Below are 19,064 nucleotides of genomic sequence, written 5' to 3'. Positions count from 1 at the left end.
GGAGGACCCGTGGAGAATCTGCGGATGTTCGTCAACGGCCAGGCGATGTCGGGTGGCAGCCTGAACACCGCGCTGAGCGGCGCGGTGTTCGTCGGCCCCGTCGAGACCGCCCCCCGCTACCGGTTCTACTCGGTGCGCGACGAGTTCCCCGGTCTGTACCCGGTGACCTCCGACGGGCACGCCGTGCCCGGCGAACTGTACGAGGTGAGCTACCGGATCCTGCGCGAGCACCTGTTGCCGAACGAGCCCGAGGAACTGGAGCTGAGCGTGATCGAGCTCTCCGACGGCAGCGGATCGCTGTCCATGCGGATGCGCGACGGGTCGCTGACCCTGCCGGGGGTCACCGACATCAGCACGGCCGGTGGCTGGCGCGCCTATCTCGCGTCCGGCCGGACGCAGGGCGCGATCGGATGAGGGACGCCGAGCTGGTGGTGCGGGGCGGCACGGTGGTCGAGGCGGGCTGGTCCGCCCCCGCCGACGTGTTCGTGGCCGGCGGCGTCGTCGTCGCCCTGGCCGAGCCGGGCACACCCGCGCCGGGCGGCGCGACCGAGGTCGACGCGACCGGGCGGCTGGTCATGCCGGGCGGGGTGGACCCGCACTGCCACGTCGGCTTCACCTCCGGCGACTTCACCTCGCTCGACGACTACACCAGGTGCACGACGGCCGCGGTGTTCGGCGGCACCACCACGATCGTGGACTTCGCCATCCCACGGCCCGGCCAGGCACCTGCCGACGCGGCGTACGCCCAGCGGGCCAAGGCCGATCGGGGACTGTGCGACAGTGCCCTGCACGCCTGCGTCGTGGAGTGGGACGAGACCGTGCCCGACCAGCTCGGCGCGCTGGTCGCGGACGGCATGCCCACGGTGAAGATGTTCACCACCTACCGCGGCGAGACCATGGCGGGCGAGGACACCATCCTGCGGACCATGAGGACGCTGCGCGACCTGGGCGGCATGGTGGTGATCCACTGCGAGGCCAACCACATCATCGAGGACACCCAGGAGCGGTGCGCGGCGAGCGGCAGGATCGGCGCCGAGCACATGGCCGCGACCCGTCCCGAACTGGCCGAGACCGCCTCGGTGGCCGAGGTGCTGGCCATCGCCGAGTCGCTGACGGCACCGGTCTACTTCGTGCACCAGTCCACCGCCGAGGCGGTCGAGCTGGTGGCGGCGGCCAGGCGGCGCGGCGTGCCGGCGTTCACCGAATCGGTCGCCCACCACCTGGTGCTGGACGACGGCAACTACGACGGCCCCGCCCCGGAGCGGTTCGTCTGCTGCCCGCCGCTCCGCTCCCGCCAGGCCGTCGACGCGCTGGGACGCCACCTGTTCACCGGGGAGATCACCACGATCGGCAGCGACCACTGCTGCTACGACGTGGCGCAGAAGGAGTCGCGGCGCACCGACGTGCGGGCCATGCCCAACGGCCTGCCCGGGGTGGAGACCCGGCTACCGGTGATCTTCTCCGAGTACGTCGCCGGGGCCGGGCTGCCCGCCACCCGGTTCGTCGAGCTGACCGCCGCCAATCCGGCCAGGACCAACGGCCTGTACCCGCGCAAGGGCACGCTGATGCCGGGCTCGGACGCCGACATCGCGATCTGGGATCCGGCCGCCCGGTGGCGGGTGAGCGCCGGCGACCTGCACATGGCGACGGACTACACGCCGTACGAGGGCATGACCCTGACCGGCAGGCCGCGGACCGTCCTGGTCGGCGGCCGGGTGGTGGTCCACGACGGCGTCCTGGTCGACCCCGTCCCCCGCGGCCGGCACCTGTCCGCCGGGCCGATCTCGCTCACCCCGGCACTGGGGCGCACGGCCCCGTGACGACATCGCCCCGGCCGGCGGCCGGGGCGATCTCACCCTCCCCGCTACTCGGGCTTGGCGCCCACCAGGGCGACGGAGTTGCCGAAGACCTGCTCACCGCGGCCCATCTCGGCGTGCACGCGGGGGAGGTCGGTGAACTCCACGACGCGCCCCAGGCACGGGTCGATCTTTCCGGCGATGACCAGGTCGTTGTAGGCGACGGCCTGCGCGTCGTTGGTGCCGTGGCTGCCCTGGAAACGCTTCTGCCGGGTCCAGTGGTAACGCAGGTCCACCATGGCGTCGAAGCCCGTGGTGCCGGCGCAGATGACCACCATGCCGCCGGGCTCGCAGACCATGATGCTGGTCGGCACGGTGGCGGCGCCCGGGTGCTCGAAGACGATCGCCGGGTCCTTCCGCTCGCCGACGATCTCCCAGATCTTCTTGCCGAAGGCGCGCGCCTGGCCCAGCCACTCCTTCTGGCCCGCCTTGTCGTCGACCAGCGGCGGGATTCCCCAGTGGCTGTAGTCGCCGCGCTTGATGTAGCCGATCGCGCCCTTGGCCAGGGCGTACTCGCCGCGCTCGTCGTCGGAGACCACCGCGACCGGCTTGGCGCCGGCCAGGTTGACGAGCTGGATGGCCTGCGTGCCGAGACCGCCGGAGCCGCCCCAGACCAGGACCACGTCGCCCTCCTGCACGGTGTTCCCCTCGAAACCGTGCAGCATCCGGTAGGCGGTCGTGCCGACCAGGGTGGGCGCCGCGGCCTCGGCCCAGGAGAGGTGGCCGGCCTTGGGCAGCACCTGGTGGGCCTGCGCCCGGGCGAACTGCGCGAAGGACCCGAAGTTCGTGTCGTAGCCCCAGATCCGGGCGGACGGGGCCACCATCTGGTCCTTGCCCCGGAGGATCCAGGGGTCGTTCTCGTCCCAGTAACCGGGGTGCACGATGACCTCGTCGCCGACGGCCACATTGGAGACCTCGGAGCCCACGGCGTAGACGATGCCGGACGCGTCGGAGCCGCCGATGTGGAAGTCGTAGGGCTCACCGGCGCGCTGGCGCAGCCCGATGACGTCGACGGGGTAACCGCGGGCCGCCCACACGTTGTTGTAGTTGACCCCGGCCGCCATGACGGCGACGAGGACCTCGCTGGGGCCGAGCGGCGGGACCTCGATGTCCGTCTCGACCTGGAATGCCTTCTCCGGGTCGCCGAACCGGTCCTGCCGTACGACCAGCGCGGTCATCGTCTTCGGAACCTCGCCGATCGGCGGCAGTTCTCCCAGCGGGACCGCCCTGTCGGTCGTGCTGACCGATTCGCGCTTCATCTCGGACATGCGTATTCCTTCGTACGTTGAAATCGAGAACTACGGGCCGGGTGACCCGTCAGGCCTGCTCCGCCGCCTCGTCGGCGAGGGTCAGCACCTTGTCGAGGACGTCCACCGCGAAGTCGATCTCCTCGCCGGTGATCACGAGGGGCGGGGTCAGCCGGAGCACGTTGTTGTTCGCCGACAGATACAGCCCCTGCTTCTTCGCCGCGGCCACCACGGCCGTCATCGGTGCGGCGGCCGCCCCGGTGGCGTTGAACGGGACCAGCGGCTCGCGCGTCCCACGGTCGGAGACCAGTTCGAGTCCGTAGAACAGGCCACGGCCCCGGATGTCGCCGATGCTCACGTGCCTGTCGGCCAGCCGGTCCAGGCCGAGGCCGAGGCGCTCGCCCATCTCACGGGTGTTGGCCAGGATGTTCTCGTCCTGCATGGCCTTGATCGACGCCACGCCGGAGGCGCAGGCCAGCGGATGGCCCGCGTAGGTCAGCCCGCCCCAGAACTTGTTGACCATCAGCCAGTCGGAGATCCGCTGGTTCACGACCATCGCGCCGAGCGGGACGTAACCGGAGTTGAGGCCCTTGGCCGTGATCAGGATGTCGGGGGTGACGTCCCAGTGGTTGCAGGCGAACCATTCCCCGGTACGGCCGAAGCCCGCCATCACCTCATCGAAGATAAGGATGATTCCGTACTTGTCACACACCTCGCGGATGGACCGCAGATAGCCCTCGGGAGGGTAGATGAGCCCGTTCGTCCCGGTGACGGTCTCCAGGACGACCGCGGCGACGGTGTCCGGGTTCTCGTACTGCAGGATCTCCTCAAGGTGCGGACCGCCGGAGCAGACGGGGCACGGGTCGGGGTGGCCCACCGGGCAGCGGTAGGTGTAGGGGTCGAACATGCGCACCACGCCGAAGGAACTGGGTTCGGCGGCCCAGCGTCGCGGGTCGCCGGTGAGCGCCATGGCGCCCGCCGTAGCCCCGTGGTACGAACGGTAACGGGCGACGATCTTGTGTCGCCCGGTGACGTGCCTGGCCAGCCGGACGGCGTTCTCGTTGGCCGCCGCGCCGCCGGTGGTGAAGAAGGTCATCTTCAGGTCGCCGGGGGTCAGTCCGGCGATCAGCTCGGCGAGCTCGGCGCGTGACCGCTCGGCGTAGTTGGGACCGATGTAGCACATCCGGTCCGCCTGCTCCTTGATCGCCTCGACGATCCTGGGGTGCTGGTGTCCCAGGTTCATGTTGACGAGCTGCGACTGGAAGTCCAGGTACCTGTTGCCGTCGTAGTCCCAGAACCAGGAGCCCTCACCGCCGGCGATGGGGGCGGCGTTGACGCTCCCCTGCGTCGACCAGGAGTGGATGACGTACTCCCGGTCGGCGGCCCTGATGCGGTCGGCGGTCCACTCGTTCGTGTCCACGACCCTGTCCGTGATGGTCATTCTCGCCTACTGTCCTGCGGTTTCCGCACCGAAGACCGCCAGCCGCGCGAGCGGGCGACCGGCGCTCGCCGCGACGCAGCCCACCAGGATCTCGCCGGGCAGCGGTGCGCCGGGGACCTGCAAGGTGACCGTCTGGTGGTGTGAACGGGTCTTCGAGTCGGTCTTGTGCTTGAGGGGCACGTCGATGGGGGCTCCGGGCAGGCCGACCTTCTCGGCGGCGGGCAGGAGTTCCGTCCCGCCCGCGGCGTTGCGGAAGACGTTGCCGAAACGCAGGTTGTGGATGAGCGCGGAGCCGTGCTCCACCTCGCCCGCGACGCCGACCAGCGCCACCTTTCCGAAGGCCTCGACCTCGGTACCGAGGAGCTCGACACAGGCCGGTCCCACCAGCTCGCCGATCTGCTCGCCGACCTCGTCCGCCAGCGTGACCAGGTCTTCGACGTACCCGCTGCCGTAGGGGTTCTCGATGACAATGCCGACGAAGGCCACCCGGTGCACGGGGTCGACCTCACGGCCGTTCTCAAGGTGGGTCTCTTCCAGGTGCCGGATGGTCTTTCTGACCTTGATGCTCATGTTCTCCCCTTTAATGGTTCATCTATTGAACCAGCGGTTCAGATAGTACGCAAGTGGTGCCGTGGCCTGTCAAGGGTTGACCGCCGGTCCCCTCGCGCGCCGCCGCGAACCCGCGGCGGCGCGCGAGGGGTGTGCGAACGTCAGCCCAGCTTGATGACCGTGCTCTTGTTCTCGGTGTAGTGCTGCATGACGTCGTAGCCCATCTCGCGGCCCCAGCCGGACTCCTTGAAGCCGCCGAAGGGCAACGCCGGGTCGAAGACGCCGTAGCAGTTGACCCAGACCACTCCCGCGCGCAGCGCGCGGCTCATCGAGTGCGCCCGGGAGATGTTCTGGGTCCAGACACCGGCCGCGAGACCGTACGGCGAGTCGTTGGCGACATCCACCAGGTCGTCGACCTCGCGGAACGGCGTGGCCACCACGACGGGGCCGAAGATCTCCTCGCGGACGATCCGCATGTCCGGGGTCACGTCGGTGAAGACGGTGGGCTGGAGGTAGAAGCCCCGGTCGCCGACCGTTTCGCCGCCGCTCAGCACGGTCGCGCCCTGCTCGACACCGGAACGCAGGTAGCCGGTGACGCGCTCCAGGTGCTCCTTGCTGACCAGCGGCCCGATCTGCGTCTCCGGATCGAACCCGTCGCCGATCCTCATCGACGCGCCGATCGCCGCCACCCGCGCGACCACCTCGTCGAAGACGGACTCCTCGACGTACAGGCGCGAGCCGGCCACGCACTGCTCGCCCATGTTGGAGAAGATCGCCGCCGCGGCTCCCGCCGAGGCGGCCTCGAGGTCGGCGTCGGCGAAGACGATGTTGGGGCTCTTGCCGCCGAGTTCGAGCGTCACCCGCTTGAAGTTGCCGAGCGACGCGGTGGCGATCGCCCGTCCGGTCTGGGTGGAACCGGTGAACGACACCTTGTCCACCAGCGGGTGCTCCGCGAGGGCGGCTCCCGCCGAGGGGCCGTAGCCGGGCACGACGTTGAGCACCCCTTCGGGAAGCCCGGCCTCGATCGCGAGCCGGGCCAGCCGCAGTGCGCTCAGCGGTGTCGCCTCGGCGGGCTTCAGCACGCAGGTGTTACCGGCCGCCAGGGCCGGGCCCACCTTCCACGCCGCGTTCGACAGCGGGTAGTTCCAGGGGACGATGAGGGCGCAGACGCCGAGGGCCTCCCGCTGGGTGAAGGCGTGGTAGTCCCCGGGCGTGGAGAGGGGGATCGTCGCGCCGGTGACCTTGGTGGCCCACCCGGAGAAGTAGTGGAACGCCTTGACGGAGCCCCGCACGTCGATCATCTGGGACTGGGCGTAGGGCTTGCCGTTCTCCAGCGTGGTGAGCCGGGCGAGTTCCTCCCCGTCCCGCTGGATGAGGTCGCCGAGCCGCCAGAGGATCTGCGCCCGCTCGCCTGGCTTCATCCTCGGCCACGGCCCGGAGTCGAACGCCTTCCTGGCCGCCAGGACGGCACGGTCCACGTCGCTCTCGCGCGCCTCCTGCACCGAGACGAACACCTCGCCCGTCGCCGGGTTCACGACGGGGATCCGGCCGCCCGCCTCGGACTCCTCCCACTTCCCGTCGATGAACAGAAGCGTGTGCTCGATGGGCTTCTGCTGGGCTTCGGTGTCGGGGGTCGCGGCCATCACTGTCCTTTTCGTGCGGATCGTACGGTGGTTGGGAAGACTGTCAGTGCTCGTGCAGGATGACGCCGCGGATGTTGACCCCGGCGTGCAGGTCGTCGTAGGCCTCGTTGATCTGCTCAAGGCGGTACGTGCGGGTCACCAGTTCGTCGAGCTTGAGCCGGCCGGCGGAGTGCATCCCCAGCAGCCGCGGGATGTCGGCGACCGGGTTGCAGTTGCCGAACAGGGAGCCGGTCAGCGTCTTGGTCCGGTTGGAGAAGTCGCGGGGGTTCACCGCGATGTGCTTGTCGGTGGAGCCGAGGGAGGCGACGACGCAGGTGCCGGCCTTGCCGGTCAGGTCGAAGGCCTGGCCGATGATGTCGCCGTTGACCCGTCCCACCGTGATGACGGAGACGTCGACGCCCCGCCCGCCGGTGATCTCCTCGATCCGCGGCCGGGCGTCGTCGAGGGAGGCGAAGGTGTCGGTCGCGCCGAAGGTGGGAGCCTGGCTCCGCGCGAACTCCGAGGGGTCGACAACGATGACGTGGTCGGCGCCGGCGTGCCTGGCACCCTGGACCACGTTCATGCCGACCCCGCCGGCGCCGAGGACGAGGACCGCGTCACCCGGCCGGACGTCTCCGGCGTTGACCGCCGCGCCCCAGCCCGTGAGCACGCCGCAGGAGACCAGGCACGCGGCGGTGAAGTCCGTCGAGTCGGGCACGGCGACCGTCTGGCTCTCGTGGCAGACCAGGTAGTTCGCGAAGGTCCCCAGACTGCTGGTGGCGGTGACCCCGTGGCCGTCCGCGAGCTGGAAGCGCAGGGTGCCGTCCATCGCGTATCCCGGCCGCACGCCGGCCGTGCTCTCGCAGAGGTAGGACCTGCCCGCGGCGCAGTAGCGGCACGAACCGCAGACGGGCACGAACAGCGTCGCCACCCGGTCGCCGACCTTCACCCGGGTGACACCGACGCCGACCTTCTCCACGATGCCGGCCCCCTCGTGCCCGCCGACCTGAGGCAACTCGGCGCGGATGTCCCCGCGCACGACGTGGTCGTCGGAGTGGCAGATCCCGGTGGCCATGACCTTGACGAGTACCTCGCCGGGGCCGGGGTCGCCCACCTGGAGATCCTCCACGCTCCACTTCTCCCCGACACCGTGGATTACCGCTCCCCGCGCCTTGACCATCGTTTCGCCCACCTCGCCAGCTACGAATATTCGGTTCACTCAGCAAACCATTGTTTCAAAATCGTCCTCTGTTGCATAATGCCATGTCAAGGGCCTCGGGAGAATGTGAGCGGGAACGCAGTGCCCCGCCGAGCGGGGTGGTGAAGGCGCCCGGACGGTGTCTGGAGGCGGGAGCCATCGGTCGCGGCCCCCGGTGGATGGGGGTGCGCCGGAGTCGGCGGGAGATCCGGGCGGTGGAGGCGCCGATCGTCGCTCGGAGGTCCGGCGGGGGCGGCCTCGTCACGGCGGGAAGCCGGCGGGCCGGGCGCGTGTTCCCGCGGATCACCGGCACGTTCTGCCGGCGCGGGGCCGACGGGCCCCGGCGCGACGGAGCCTACCCGGTGCCGGTCGATGCCCTCGCGGTGTCACAGGGTGTCATGAAATGTCGCGGAGTGTTGTGCGATGTCCGCACAATGTGGATCGGCCGTCGCCGGACCGGTCGGTCCGGCGACGGCCGATCGACTCAGTAGAGCGGCAGTCCGCTGGCCATCTGCAGGTCGGTGACGCTGAGCAGGTCGCTGAGGCGCTTCGACGTCTGGAGCAGGTACGGCGCCGTCGTGTCCACCCACTCCTTGGTGAGGCGGAAGGTGGGGCCGCCGATCCACACGGCGTACGGGTACTTGTCGCGGACCCGGACCGGCGCCGCTATCGACGCGGCGCCCTGCTCCAGCTCGTCGACGGTGTAGGCGTAACCGTGCTCCCGGATGACATCGAGGCTCTTGAGGAACTCGTCGAAGTCGCCGAGGTGGTCCGGCGCGTGCTCCTCGAACTCCTGCGCGTAGTCGTCGACGACCGTCTGGCGGTCCAGCGCCGCGAGCAGCACCTTGCCGGTGGAGGTCGCCCACACGGGCTGGGTCCGCGGGACGGGCTTGGGGGTCTGGCCGATGAGCCGCGGGCCCGGCATCTGGGCCACCACCATCACGTTGGGTGGGAGGAGCACGTCGAAGCCGCAGGTCTCCTGCGTCTGCGCGGCCAGCTCGGTCAGGACCTGCCGCATGTTGCGGTAGGCGCCGTCGTTGTCCAGCAGCCCGCCGACGAGCGACAGGAGCCCCAGGGAGACCCGGTATCGGCGGTTGTCGGGGTCGAGCGTCAACCAGCTCTCGCGCTCCAGCACGTTGAGGACGCGATAGCAGGTGGCCTTCGGAATCCCTGACTCCCGGGCCACCTCGCTGAGCCCGACTCCCTCGGGGTGCGCGGCGACGGCACGGAGCACCGAGATGGTGCGGCGTACCAGGCCTGACTCACTCGCCGCCATTCTTCCTCCGGAGAGATTTGCTTGTTCGGCCGAACCCTAGCGGGAAATCCCGAGCAATGCTCAACATCTTTCTGCTCGCCAGAAACAGTGGCATTTGTCTGATTTGTTCCGAATGTTCAAGTTTCGGGGTATGGCCCTCTTCGTGCAAGCGTGACGAGATTATCGTTGAGGATGCGGATGCTGCCAAGCGCGCACCGGGCCTCCGTGGATCTCTCCATCGTCGCACCGGTGCGGGGGCCGCCGAAATGCAGACGTCCTGAACCGAGGACGGGCACCTGAACGCCGGCATCGGTGAGTGAGGGCGGAGCCTTTGACGATCTTTCCGTGAACCGGAACGCGCACGCGTTCCGGCACGGGCGTCAGCGCAGAGTCGGGTCGAAGGTGTCACGGAAACCGTCACCGACCAGGTTGAGCGCCAATACCGTCAGCAGGATGGCCATGCCGGGAAAGATGCTGATGTGCGGGGCGGAGGCGACGTACTGCCGGCCGTCGGCGAGCATGGCGCCCCACTCCGGGCTGGGCGGCTGTGCTCCGAGACCCAGGAAGCTGAGCGAGGACACGCTCACGATGGCGAGCGCGAGACCCACCGTGGTGATGACGATGATGGGCGCGCTGATGTTGGGCAGCACGTGCTTGAACGCGATGCGGAAACCGCGGACCCCCGAGGCGTGGGCGGCCTCCACGTACTCCTTGCCCACCACCTCCATCGTGGCGCCGCGCACCACGCGGGCGTACTGCGGGATATAGGTGATGCCGACGGCGATCGCCGCGTTGCGCAGGCTCGGGCCGGCCACCGCCACGATCAGGATCGCGAGCAGGAAGTAGGGAAAGGAGAGCACCAGGTCCACGCTGCGCATCAGCAGGCTGTCGGCGACGCCGCCCCGGTAGCCGGCGACGATGCCGATGGCGGTGCCGACCACCCCGCTGAGAACGATCACTCCGATGGCGGCGAGCAGGGTCGCGCGCGCGCCGAGCATGATGCGGCTCAGGATGTCGCGCCCGAACGCGTCCCGGCCCAGCCACGCTCCGGCGTTGGGCCCCTCCCTGCGCAGGCTGAGGTTCTGCGCGGTGGGATCGTGTGGAGCGATCCAGGGGGCGAGTACGGCGATGAGGATGATCACAGCGAGGATGACCAGGCCGATGAGCGCCGCACGGTTGCGGGCGAACATCGTCCAGGTCTCCTTCCAGGCGCTGCGCTCCTGGACGGCCCCTTGGGCGCTCTGCGCCGTGGCTACTGCCGCACTCATACTCAGACTCCTCGCTGCCGGGGGTCGGCCCACTTGTAGAGCATGTCGACCAGCAGGTTGATCAGGACGAAGACGACGGTTCCGAGGAGGACCGCACCGCGCACCACCGGATAGTCACGTCCTTCGATGGCCGTGACGATCAGGCGGCCGATTCCGGGGATGCCGAAGACCGTCTCGGTGAGCACGGCGCCGCCGATCAGTCCGCCGAACTGAAGGCCGATCACCGTCATCACCGGCACCAGGGCGTTCTTCAGGGCGTACTTCATGACCACGGTGCGTTCGGGCAGCCCGGCGGCCCGCGCGGTGCGGACGTAGTCGCTGCTCATCACCTCGAGCATGCTGGACCGGGTCAGCCGCGCGATGACGGCGAGCGGGTAGGTGCTGAGCGCGATGGCCGGCAGCACCAGGTGGCCGTAGGTCCCCCAGCCGAAGGCGGGGAAGATCGGCCACTTCACCGCGAAGCCGATGATCATCAGGATGGCCAGCCAGAACACCGGGAGCGACACCATGGCCAGCACCCCGACGCGGGTGACGGTGTCGATGAACGTGTACTGCTTGACGGCGGCGACGATGCCCACCGTCACACCGACGAGCACGGCCAGGATCATGGCCGTCAGCGCGAGCGTGGCGCTCACTCCGGTGGTGCGCGCGAGCTCGAAGGCGACCTCGCGCCCGCTCCGGTAGGAGACGCCGAGGTCTCCCTGTACGGCCTCCGTGATGAAGGAGAAGTACTGCAGGAACAACGGCCGATCGAGTCCGAGTTCGGCACGGAGTTCGGCGACCGCCTGTGGCGAGGCGTTTTGGCCGAGCAGCAGGGTGACCGGGTCACCGGGGGCCATCTCCAGGGCCACGAAGATGACGAACGAGATGACAAGTAGCAGCGGCACCAGCTGCAACAGCCGTCTGCCTACATAAGACAACATTTCCTCGCATCTCCTCATTTAGGCCGCGGAGAAGCTCCCCCGGTGACCTTCGAGCGGGGGGTTACTTCTTGACGGTGACGCCCGACAGGTCCCAAAGACTGGCCATCGTGGTGTGGAACCCCTGGACCTCGGCACGCGTCGCGTAGAAGTTGGTCGAGTAGTGGATGGGAACCACCACGACGTCCTCCTCCACGATCTTGCGCTGGATCTCGTTCATCAGGGCCTCGCGCTCCGGCGTCCTGATGGGCAGGAGGGCGAGTTCGTCGATCTCCTTGTCGGCGCCCGAGTAGCCCGCCATGTTGTTCACCGCACCGGAGCGGAAGACGCGGGTCAGCATGTCGGCGGGGTCGCCGGCGGCCACACCCCAGCCCAGCCAGTACATCTGGGTCTTGTGCTCAAGCAGCGAGGTGAACCACGTCCCGGACTCCTGGACCTTCAGGTTGGCGGTGACCCCGATCTCCTTGAGCTGGGACTTGATGACCTCGGCCACCTCCTTGTCCTTGAGGTAGTAGCTGGCCGGCAGGACCAGGTCGAGCGTCAGGTCGCCTGCTCCGGCCTCGGCCATGAGCTTCTTGGCGCCCTCGAGGTCGTGGTCGATGTTGATCGGGTCGGCGGCGGCCGTGACAAGCGCCGGCGGGAGCAGCCCGTTGGTCGCCGGGGTACCCACGCCTTCGAGGACGTTCTTGACGATGCCTTCCTTGTCGATCGCCATCGCGATCGCCCGGCGGACCTTGACGTCGGGAACCTGCTTGAGCTCGAAACCGAGGAAGATCGGCTGCGCCTTGGGCTCGATGAGCTCGTTGATGTCCGGGGACTCCTTGATGAGGGAGAGCTCGGAGGGAGGCGGGTTCTCGATGACGTCGACGTCGCCGGACTGGAGCGCGGCCAGACGGGTGCTCGCCTCGGGGATCGGGACGATCTCCACGGTCTTGACCTGTGACTTCTCGCCCCAGTAGCCCTCGTTGCGCTCCAGGACCATGCGCTCGTCAGGGTTCCAGCTCTTGAGGGTGTACGGCCCGGTGCCGACAGGGTTGGCCGACAGGTTCTTCTCGTTCTCCTTGATCGCCTTCGCACTGATGATGCCCGCGACGGGGACGGAGAGGTTGTTGAGCAGGCTGGAGAAGGGCTTGCTGAGGATCAGCTTGACCTGCTTGTCGCCGACGAGCTCCACCGACTTGATCACGCCGAGGTAGCCCTTGCCCTGCGGGGCCTTCATCGCGCGTTCCAGGTTGGTCTTGACGACCTCGGGGGTGAGGTCCGTGCCGTCGGTGAACGTGATCCCGTCGCGGATGGTGAAGGTCCACTCGGTGTCGGAGTTCTGCTCCCACGAGGTGGCCAGCCCAGGGATGGGCTTGCCGTTCGGGTCGAGCTTGACCAGGCGCTCGTAAATCAGGTCGAGGCGGATGAAGTCCGCGGTGAGGGAGAAGTTCGGCGGATCGAGGCTCTGGGCGTCGGAGGCCATGCCGACTCGCAGCGTCGCGTCCTCGGCCGCCACGGGGGCGCTCTCCTCGGCGCCTCCCGAGCTCAGGCCGCAACCCGCCAGGGTGAGGGAGGTGAGCATGGCCAACGCCGCGGCACTGCGGCGCGGCCATGTTTTCCCGGGGTGTTTCATGAAGTTACGTCCCTCTCTCTTTCGCTGTCCTCGGACGTAGTGTTCGGCCCCCGAAACCGATGCCGGCGCCTGACGCCGGCGGTGTCCTGCCAGGCAGGTGTGTGGGTGTCACGCCTCGCGGTAGGGCGCGTCGCGCGCCTCAAGGAACGCCTTGAGACCGTGTTCGGCGCGGATCGCGCGCAGGTTGTCCCGCTCGGGAACGCCGGTGGAGTCCAGGACCAGGGTGTCGGCGAAGCGGTGCCCCATCTGCAGCCCCCGGAAGCCCTGCATGTCCTGCATCATCCGGACCGAGCGCTTGACGGTCTGGAGCGTCAGCAGCGGGGCGTTGACGATGCGCTGGGCGAGCCGGAGCGCCGCCGCGTCGACCTCGTCGTCCGGCACGACGGTGTTGACCAGGCCGAGGCGGTGGGCCTCCTGCGCGTCCACGCTGTCGCCGGTGAGGTACATGTGGTTCATCAGCTTGAAGTGCGTGAGCCACGGGAGCAGCAGCAGCGGGGACAGGGTGCCGTGGCGGATCTCGGGCTCGCCGAACGAGGCGTTCTCCCCGCACACGGTCAGATCACCGATGAGCGCCAGGTTGCAGCCGGCGGCGAGCGCGACTCCCTTGACCGCGGTGATCACCACCCGGTCCATGTACCAGAGCTTCTCCAGCATCTTCGCGTTACGCTGGGCGATGTAGTCCGTCTCCACGGTGTTCGCCGGGGACGGGTCGTTGACAAGGTCGATACCTGAGGAGAAGGCCCGGTTGCCTTCCGCGCCGAGGACGACGGCCTTGATGGTGCGGTCCGCCTCGATCTCGTCGATCGCCGCACTCAGCTCGTTGACGGTCTGGGCGCGGAGGGCGTTCAGGGCCTTCGGCCTTGCCAGTGTCAGTATCGCGACCTGACCGTCACGTTCCAGACGCACGTCTTCGTAGGACACTCGCTCTCCAACCCCTGAGGTATCGGTCCGCTGTGTGGACCATCGATTTGAGTAGTGGACCCGAGGTGGCCTTGAGGTGTCAAGAGAAAACGGGCAAGTTCATATGGGTGAAACGGACAGGCAACAATAGGAGGGAAGCCTCCGGAGGGTCTTGGGGTGCGTGAACCCCCGATGGCTCCGGCGGCGCGCGGCCCGATTTTCCGGCCGATCCGGCGCCGGAGCCGGGGTCTCCCGGCTGGATCGGCCGCCGATCCGCGGATCGGCGGTCACGTCGATCGAGTGACCCATGTCATAGCCGTCGAGGTCATTCGAGTCCCCGGCGGCGGGTTTCCTGGCCGTGGGTGTCGGACCCGGGCATTGACAGAGACTGTACCCTCGTCAAAAATGAACTGGCAGTTCGCTCAGTGAACCAGTTGACGGGTGTGGCCGAGGGCCGGGATCGCTGTCACCGCATGTCCGACCATGAAGAGAGGTTTCGTGCACTTCGATGTTGCTGTCACGGGTGGACTGCTTGTCGACCCGGACTGGGGAACGCTGGCGGGCAGTCTGGGGATCAAGGACGGGCGGATCGCCGCCGTCCTGGCCCCCGGTGAGCGACTCTCCGCGGACGAGGAGATCGACGCCACCGGGCTGGTCGTCATGCCGGGTGTCATCGACCCGCACACGCACCTCGGCTACGCGCAGTCCTTCGAGGCCGACCTGGAGACCGAGACCCGATCGGCGGCCCTCGGCGGCGTCACCACGGTGATGAGCTTCTACCGTCAGTACAAGGGCGCGGAGCCGGCGCCGTACGACGAGCTTCCCGAGCTGATCGCCTCGGTCGACGAGAAGTCCACCGTCGACGTGGCGCTGCACTTCGGCATGCTCGCCGAGTCCCAGGTGCGGCAGATACCGAAGTACGCGGACGCCGGCGTCAGGTCGCACAAGTTCTACATGGCCTACCGGGGCGCGGACGGAGCCACCGTCGGGATGGTGAACGAGTGCGACGACGGGCTGCTGCTGGAGGGCCTGCGCCTGCTCGGCGAGTCCGGCGGCGTGGCCTGCGTGCACGCGGAGAACACCGACATCGTCAACCGGACCATGCGGCAGGTGCGCGAGTCCGGGGCCACCGGGCTGCGGGCCTGGTCCGACGCCCGGCCGGCGTTCGCCGAGGCGGAGAACATCCAGCGGGTGGCCTTCTTCGCCGAACGGGTGGACGCCACCGTCTACCTGGTGCACATCGGATCGAGCGAGAGCCTTGAGGCGGCCAAGCGGGTCAGGGGCACCGGCGGCAAGGTCTGGGTGGAGACCTGCCCGCACTACCTCACCCACACCTACGACAGCGAGGTGGGATCGCTTGCCAAGATCAACCCGCCGGTGCGCACGGCGGAGGACGTCGAGGCGATGTGGCGCGGACTGATCGACGGTGACGTCGACACCGTCGGCACGGACCACTGCGCCGTGCCGCTTGAGCGCAAGCAGGGCGACATCTGGTCCGCCGCGGCGGGATTTCCGGGCATGGCGACGACGCTTCCGGTACTCCTCTCCGAGGGGCACCACAGGCGGGGGATGAGCCTGCAGCGCATCGCGCAGGTCCTGTCCGGCAACGCCGCCTCGATCTTCGGCATGCCGGCCAAGGGCAACCTGCGGGTGGGGGCCGACGCCGACCTCGTGCTGTGCGACCTCGACGCGGAGCGCGTCGTCGACCACGAGACCCTGGGCGGCTCGTCGGCGTACAGCATCCTCGACGGGCGGACGCTGCGCGGGTGGCCGGTGCGCACGCTGCTGCGCGGCAGGACCGTGGCCGTCGACGGGGAGGTCGTCGGCGAGCCGGGTGGCCGGTTCCTGGCGCGGTAGAGACCGGAAAACAGCGACAACCACTGAAGTCAACCCGTATTACCGGGTCTGACCTGCGGATTATCGGTAATGAGTGAGAAGGGCTGAACCCCAATGAAGGCAAAAGTGCTGCTGGTCCAGAACGGACCGGCGACCGTTGACACCGAGAAGAACGTCGAGGAGAACCTCGCCCTGGTCGCCGAGGCCACGAAGGACTACTCGCCGGACTTCGTGGTGTTCAGCGAGCTGTCCAACACGCAGTACTTCTGCGGCTACAACACCCCCGAGCACTTCAAGCTCGCCGAGCCGATCGACGGGCCGTCGGTCAGGCGTTTCCAGGAGCTGGCCAAGCGGCTCGGCAGCTATGTGCTCTTCCCCTTCTACGAGAAGGGCGAGGTCAAGGGCGAGTTCTACAACAGCGTGGCGGTCATCGGCCGCGACGGCGAACTGATCCCCGGCGACCTGCCCGACGGTCGTCAGGTGAAGGTCTACCGCAAGAACCACATCCCCGACCAGTGGAGCTACAGCCCCGGCCTCAACGAGCGCTACTACTTCAAGGAGGGGCCGGGCCTGGCGACCTTCAGGACCGAGTTCGGCAAGATCTCCATCCTGATCTGCTACGAGCGCTCCTTCCCCGAGGCGTGGCGGGTGCTCGCGCTGCAGGGCTCGAAGATCATGTTCGTCCCGGTGGCGGCGTGGGGCCCGAACCGCGCCGACTCCTGGGGCGGAGAGCTGCGCACCGCGGCCATCCAGAACGGCCTGTTCGTCGTCGCCTCCAACAAGGGCGGCGTGGAGAACACCGAGGGCCCGCGTCACTTCTTCGGCGCCAGCCGGATCATCAGCCCGCTGGGCGAGGAACTGACCGCCGCGCCGGCCGGTGAGGGCCCGCACATCCTCAAGGCCGAGCTCGACCTGGACGAGATCGACCAGCACGGGGTCCGCTACACGTTCTTCCGCGACCGCCGTCCCGAGCTCTACGGCTCGCTCAGCGACGACATCGCGCGCGGTGTCCTGTAAGTCGGTGGCCGCCCACTCGGAGATAGGAAAAACACCATGGACGTAGGCGTCTTCCTCGGGTCGCAGTACGCGCCCCAGCAGGACATCTACTCGGCCTTCCAGGGCCTGGTCGAGCAGACGCGGTTGATCAGGGACACCGGCTACGACGCCGTCTGGCTGGGCCAGCACTTCCTGAGCGCCCCCGACCAGTACCTCCAGACGACGCCGATGCTCGCGCGTCTGGCGGCGGAGGCGGGTGACATGAGGCTGGGCACGAACCTGCTGCTGCTGCCCCTGCTGAACCCCGTCGACATCGCCGAGCAGTACGCGACGATGGACGTGATCACCGGCGGCAGGCTCATCCTGGGCGTCGGCCTGGGGTACCGCGACGAGGAGTTCAACGCCTTCCAGATCAACAAGAAGCACCGGGTGGGCCGCCTGGTGGAAGGCGTGGAGATCCTCAAGCGGCTGTGGACCGAGGAGAACGTGTCGTTCGAGGGCAAGCACTTCACCCTCGACAACGTGACGATCAGTCCGCGCCCGATCCAGAAGCCCCGCCCGCAGATCTGGTTCGGCGCCACCGCCGACCCCGCGATCAAGCGCGCCGCCCTGCAGGGTGACGCGTGGATCGCGACGTCGATGACGGAGTGGGGGGAGATGAAGCAGCAGGTCGACCTCTTCCACCAGACCAGGAAGGAGGCGGGCCTGCCGGAGAAGGTGGAGTTCGCCAAGTGTGTGGAACTCTTCGTCGGCGACGACAAGGAGTCCGCGCTCAGGGAGGCCGAGCCGTTCATCGGCGCGAAGTACAAGGCGTACTACAGCTGGGGCATGGGCGACAACGTTCCCGGCAACAGCGGCGCGAACAGCAGTGACTTCGCCGACCTGGCCAGGAACCGGTTCATCATCGGCGGCGTCGACGACGTGATCCAGGACTGCCTGCACCACCGCGACACGCTGGGCGTGACGCACCTGATCGTCCGGCTGAACTTCCCCGGGATGCCGATGGAGCTGGTCCGGCGCAACATCGAGCGGTTCGGCAGGGAGGTCATTCCGGCCATCCGCTGACCTGGGCCCTCCGGTCGCTCCGTCACGGCGCTTTCCTGCGGTCGTCGCAACACGCTGATCTGTTGCCGGCGGCAGCCGGCCTGGCGAGGGCATGGGTTTCCGTGTCACCTCATGGTGTGGGAACGCGGAAACCCATGGCCCTGAACCGGGGGACCGGCCGGCGTGGGCGCGTTCGGATCCCCAGCCTAGAAACGGTCCGCGTGCTCGTCCGCCCACTGTGTGAACGTACGTGCCGGACGGCCGGTCACCCGGGTGACCGTGTCGTCCACGGTCTTGGAGGAGTCACCGGACGCGGCGTACCAGCCGACGACATACTCGGCGTCCGCCCGGGACACTCCGGTGGCCAGCAGCCTGTCGACCGCCTGTTCGTGCGTTATCGGCTCGAAGGCGATGTCGCGGCGGAGCGTCCGGGACAGGATCGCGATCCGCTCACTCGGGGTCAGCGCTTCGGGTCCGGTGAGGTTGTAGGACTGTCCCGCGTGGCCGTCATCGAGCAGCGCGACGGCTGCCACGGCCCCGATGTCGGCCTCGTGCACCAGCGCGCTGGGAAAGTCGTACGGTTCGCGGACCACTCCTTCGGCTCGGATCGATTCGGCCCAGCCCAACGTGTTGGACATGAACTCCTGTGCTTCCAGACGTGTCCATTCCACGCCTGAGTCCGCCACCGCCTGCTCGACCGGGCCCACCCAGCCGCCCCACAGCACGGTGAGGCGCTGAACGCCCGCGGCGACCGCCCGCTGGACCAGCTCGGGCCCGACCTCGGCAAGTCCGTTCGTCACCGTGATATGCAGCCGGTCGACGCCGTGGAGTGCGGTGTCCAACTTCTCTGGTGTGTTGTGCGTGCCGGCCACCAGCTCCACCTCGGCCGGAAACCTTCCCACGTTCGCCGCCGGGTCTCGCGTCAGGGCCCGAACCCGCTCTCCTCGGCGGACCAGTTCTGCCACAACGTGCCGGCCGGTGTTCCCGGTGGCACCTGTCACCAAGGTCGTCATAGTCGAGTTCCTTAGGTCGTCTTGCTCGGATGGGTCGCCGACGAGCCTAGAAACTCAACCGCAGTTGAGGTCAAAAGTCCGGCACGATAACGCGATCACCGGTGTTTCCCCAGGTCGCGGTGGTCGATGTCCATCCTCATGCCGGCCTCGGACGCCGCGCTCCGCTCGTTTGGGGATGGTGGCACGAGTCTTGCCGACACCCCGATTCCCGCACTCGGCCTCCTCGAAGGCCGACAGGCCAACAGCCTCGCGCATCAACGGAGATCTCGCCGCGCGGACCTCCGGTGGTCCTAGGTCCAAGGTC

Annotated in this window: 16 protein-coding genes; 5 read left to right on the top strand and 11 right to left on the bottom strand. The window is 68.4% G+C overall.

Going from position 1 to position 19,064, the window contains the following annotated elements:
• Positions 1-9: 9 nt before the first annotated feature.
• Both ACFQVD_RS19405 and hydA read left to right on the top strand, forming a co-directional pair.
• Positions 10-414: an allophanate hydrolase-related protein gene (locus ACFQVD_RS19405; protein ID WP_343964339.1), complete on the top strand. Its 405-nt coding sequence runs from the start codon at positions 10-12 to the stop codon at positions 412-414.
• Positions 411-1,820, top strand: coding sequence for a dihydropyrimidinase (gene hydA / locus ACFQVD_RS19400; protein ID WP_343964341.1), 1,410 nt, complete (start codon positions 411-413; stop codon positions 1,818-1,820). The genes ACFQVD_RS19405 and hydA overlap by 4 nt, the downstream gene beginning before the upstream one ends.
• A 44-nt stretch (positions 1,821-1,864) precedes the next feature.
• Here hydA and ccrA read toward each other — a convergent pair whose 3' ends face one another.
• From ccrA to ACFQVD_RS19350, 10 genes are all read right to left on the bottom strand, one after another.
• Positions 1,865-3,124 (bottom strand): crotonyl-CoA carboxylase/reductase, encoded by a 1,260-nt coding sequence (gene ccrA, locus ACFQVD_RS19395; RefSeq protein ID WP_343964343.1) that lies wholly within the window; start codon positions 3,122-3,124, stop codon positions 1,865-1,867.
• A 49-nt stretch (positions 3,125-3,173) separates the two neighbouring features.
• A complete protein-coding gene (locus tag ACFQVD_RS19390; RefSeq protein ID WP_343964345.1) occupies positions 3,174-4,544 on the bottom strand; it encodes an aminotransferase class III-fold pyridoxal phosphate-dependent enzyme in 1,371 nt (456 codons plus the stop codon).
• 6 nt (positions 4,545-4,550) lie between these two features.
• Positions 4,551-5,114: an amino acid synthesis family protein gene (locus tag ACFQVD_RS19385; RefSeq protein ID WP_343964347.1), complete on the bottom strand. Its 564-nt coding sequence runs from the start codon at positions 5,112-5,114 to the stop codon at positions 4,551-4,553.
• Positions 5,115-5,254: 140 nt separating this feature from the next.
• Entirely contained in the window at positions 5,255-6,736 is a 1,482-nt protein-coding gene (locus ACFQVD_RS19380; protein WP_343964349.1) for an aldehyde dehydrogenase family protein, read from the bottom strand.
• 43 nt (positions 6,737-6,779) lie between these two features.
• On the bottom strand, positions 6,780-7,907 hold the full coding sequence (locus tag ACFQVD_RS19375; RefSeq protein WP_343964351.1) for a Zn-dependent alcohol dehydrogenase: 1,128 nt from the start codon (positions 7,905-7,907) through the stop codon (positions 6,780-6,782).
• 490 nt (positions 7,908-8,397) lie between these two features.
• Complete coding sequence (locus tag ACFQVD_RS19370) at positions 8,398-9,189, bottom strand: IclR family transcriptional regulator (protein ID WP_343964353.1); 792 nt, start codon at positions 9,187-9,189, stop codon at positions 8,398-8,400.
• Between the two features lie 359 nt (positions 9,190-9,548).
• Positions 9,549-10,436 (bottom strand): ABC transporter permease, encoded by an 888-nt coding sequence (locus ACFQVD_RS19365; RefSeq protein WP_343964355.1) that lies wholly within the window; start codon positions 10,434-10,436, stop codon positions 9,549-9,551.
• A 2-nt stretch (positions 10,437-10,438) separates the two neighbouring features.
• Positions 10,439-11,359 (bottom strand): ABC transporter permease, encoded by a 921-nt coding sequence (locus ACFQVD_RS19360; protein ID WP_343964357.1) that lies wholly within the window; start codon positions 11,357-11,359, stop codon positions 10,439-10,441.
• 61 nt (positions 11,360-11,420) lie between these two features.
• The gene (locus ACFQVD_RS19355) at positions 11,421-12,971 is read right to left on the bottom strand and encodes an ABC transporter substrate-binding protein (RefSeq protein WP_343964359.1); all 1,551 of its coding nucleotides are present in this window, start codon (positions 12,969-12,971) and stop codon (positions 11,421-11,423) included.
• A gap of 108 nt (positions 12,972-13,079) precedes the next feature.
• On the bottom strand, positions 13,080-13,892 hold the full coding sequence (locus ACFQVD_RS19350) for an enoyl-CoA hydratase/isomerase family protein (protein ID WP_343964361.1): 813 nt from the start codon (positions 13,890-13,892) through the stop codon (positions 13,080-13,082).
• Between the two features lie 477 nt (positions 13,893-14,369).
• On the opposite strand from ACFQVD_RS19350, the gene ACFQVD_RS19345 reads away from it, so the two are divergent.
• From ACFQVD_RS19345 to ACFQVD_RS19335, 3 genes are all read left to right on the top strand, one after another.
• Positions 14,370-15,728 carry a dihydroorotase gene (locus ACFQVD_RS19345; protein ID WP_343964363.1) on the top strand — a complete coding sequence of 453 codons (1,359 nt, stop codon included), beginning with the start codon at positions 14,370-14,372 and terminating at the stop codon, positions 15,726-15,728.
• Between the two features lie 93 nt (positions 15,729-15,821).
• Entirely contained in the window at positions 15,822-16,724 is a 903-nt protein-coding gene (locus tag ACFQVD_RS19340; RefSeq protein ID WP_343964365.1) for a carbon-nitrogen hydrolase family protein, read from the top strand.
• Between the two features lie 36 nt (positions 16,725-16,760).
• Positions 16,761-17,768 carry an LLM class flavin-dependent oxidoreductase gene (locus tag ACFQVD_RS19335; RefSeq protein WP_343964367.1) on the top strand — a complete coding sequence of 336 codons (1,008 nt, stop codon included), beginning with the start codon at positions 16,761-16,763 and terminating at the stop codon, positions 17,766-17,768.
• A 185-nt stretch (positions 17,769-17,953) separates the two neighbouring features.
• Here the strand turns inward: ACFQVD_RS19335 and ACFQVD_RS19330 are convergent, their stop codons facing one another.
• Positions 17,954-18,760, bottom strand: coding sequence for an NmrA family NAD(P)-binding protein (locus tag ACFQVD_RS19330; protein ID WP_343964369.1), 807 nt, complete (start codon positions 18,758-18,760; stop codon positions 17,954-17,956).
• Positions 18,761-19,064 lie beyond the last annotated feature (304 nt).

The organism is Streptosporangium amethystogenes subsp. fukuiense, from assembly GCF_042665875.1.
GTDB lineage: Bacteria > Actinomycetota > Actinomycetes > Streptosporangiales > Streptosporangiaceae > Streptosporangium > Streptosporangium fukuiense.
Note: the sequence above shows the minus strand (reverse complement) of the source record. Positions and strands in the feature narration are given on the sequence as shown.

Bases quoted from the DNA above. Each gene is read 5' to 3' on its own strand.
- hydA (WP_343964341.1), top strand. From the start codon at position 411: ATGAGGGACGCCGAGCTGGTGGTGCGGGGCGGCACGGTGGTCGAGGCG.
- ccrA (WP_343964343.1), bottom strand. From the start codon at position 3,124: ATGTCCGAGATGAAGCGCGAATCGGTCAGCACGACCGACAGGGCGGTC.
- ACFQVD_RS19390 (WP_343964345.1), bottom strand. From the start codon at position 4,544: ATGACCATCACGGACAGGGTCGTGGACACGAACGAGTGGACCGCCGAC.
- ACFQVD_RS19385 (WP_343964347.1), bottom strand. From the start codon at position 5,114: ATGAGCATCAAGGTCAGAAAGACCATCCGGCACCTGGAAGAGACCCAC.
- ACFQVD_RS19380 (WP_343964349.1), bottom strand. From the start codon at position 6,736: ATGGCCGCGACCCCCGACACCGAAGCCCAGCAGAAGCCCATCGAGCAC.
- ACFQVD_RS19370 (WP_343964353.1), bottom strand. From the start codon at position 9,189: ATGGCGGCGAGTGAGTCAGGCCTGGTACGCCGCACCATCTCGGTGCTC.
- ACFQVD_RS19365 (WP_343964355.1), bottom strand. From the start codon at position 10,436: ATGAGTGCGGCAGTAGCCACGGCGCAGAGCGCCCAAGGGGCCGTCCAG.
- ACFQVD_RS19360 (WP_343964357.1), bottom strand. From the start codon at position 11,359: ATGTTGTCTTATGTAGGCAGACGGCTGTTGCAGCTGGTGCCGCTGCTA.
- ACFQVD_RS19355 (WP_343964359.1), bottom strand. From the start codon at position 12,971: ATGAAACACCCCGGGAAAACATGGCCGCGCCGCAGTGCCGCGGCGTTG.
- ACFQVD_RS19340 (WP_343964365.1), top strand. From the start codon at position 15,822: ATGAAGGCAAAAGTGCTGCTGGTCCAGAACGGACCGGCGACCGTTGAC.
- ACFQVD_RS19335 (WP_343964367.1), top strand. From the start codon at position 16,761: ATGGACGTAGGCGTCTTCCTCGGGTCGCAGTACGCGCCCCAGCAGGAC.
- ACFQVD_RS19330 (WP_343964369.1), bottom strand. From the start codon at position 18,760: ATGACGACCTTGGTGACAGGTGCCACCGGGAACACCGGCCGGCACGTT.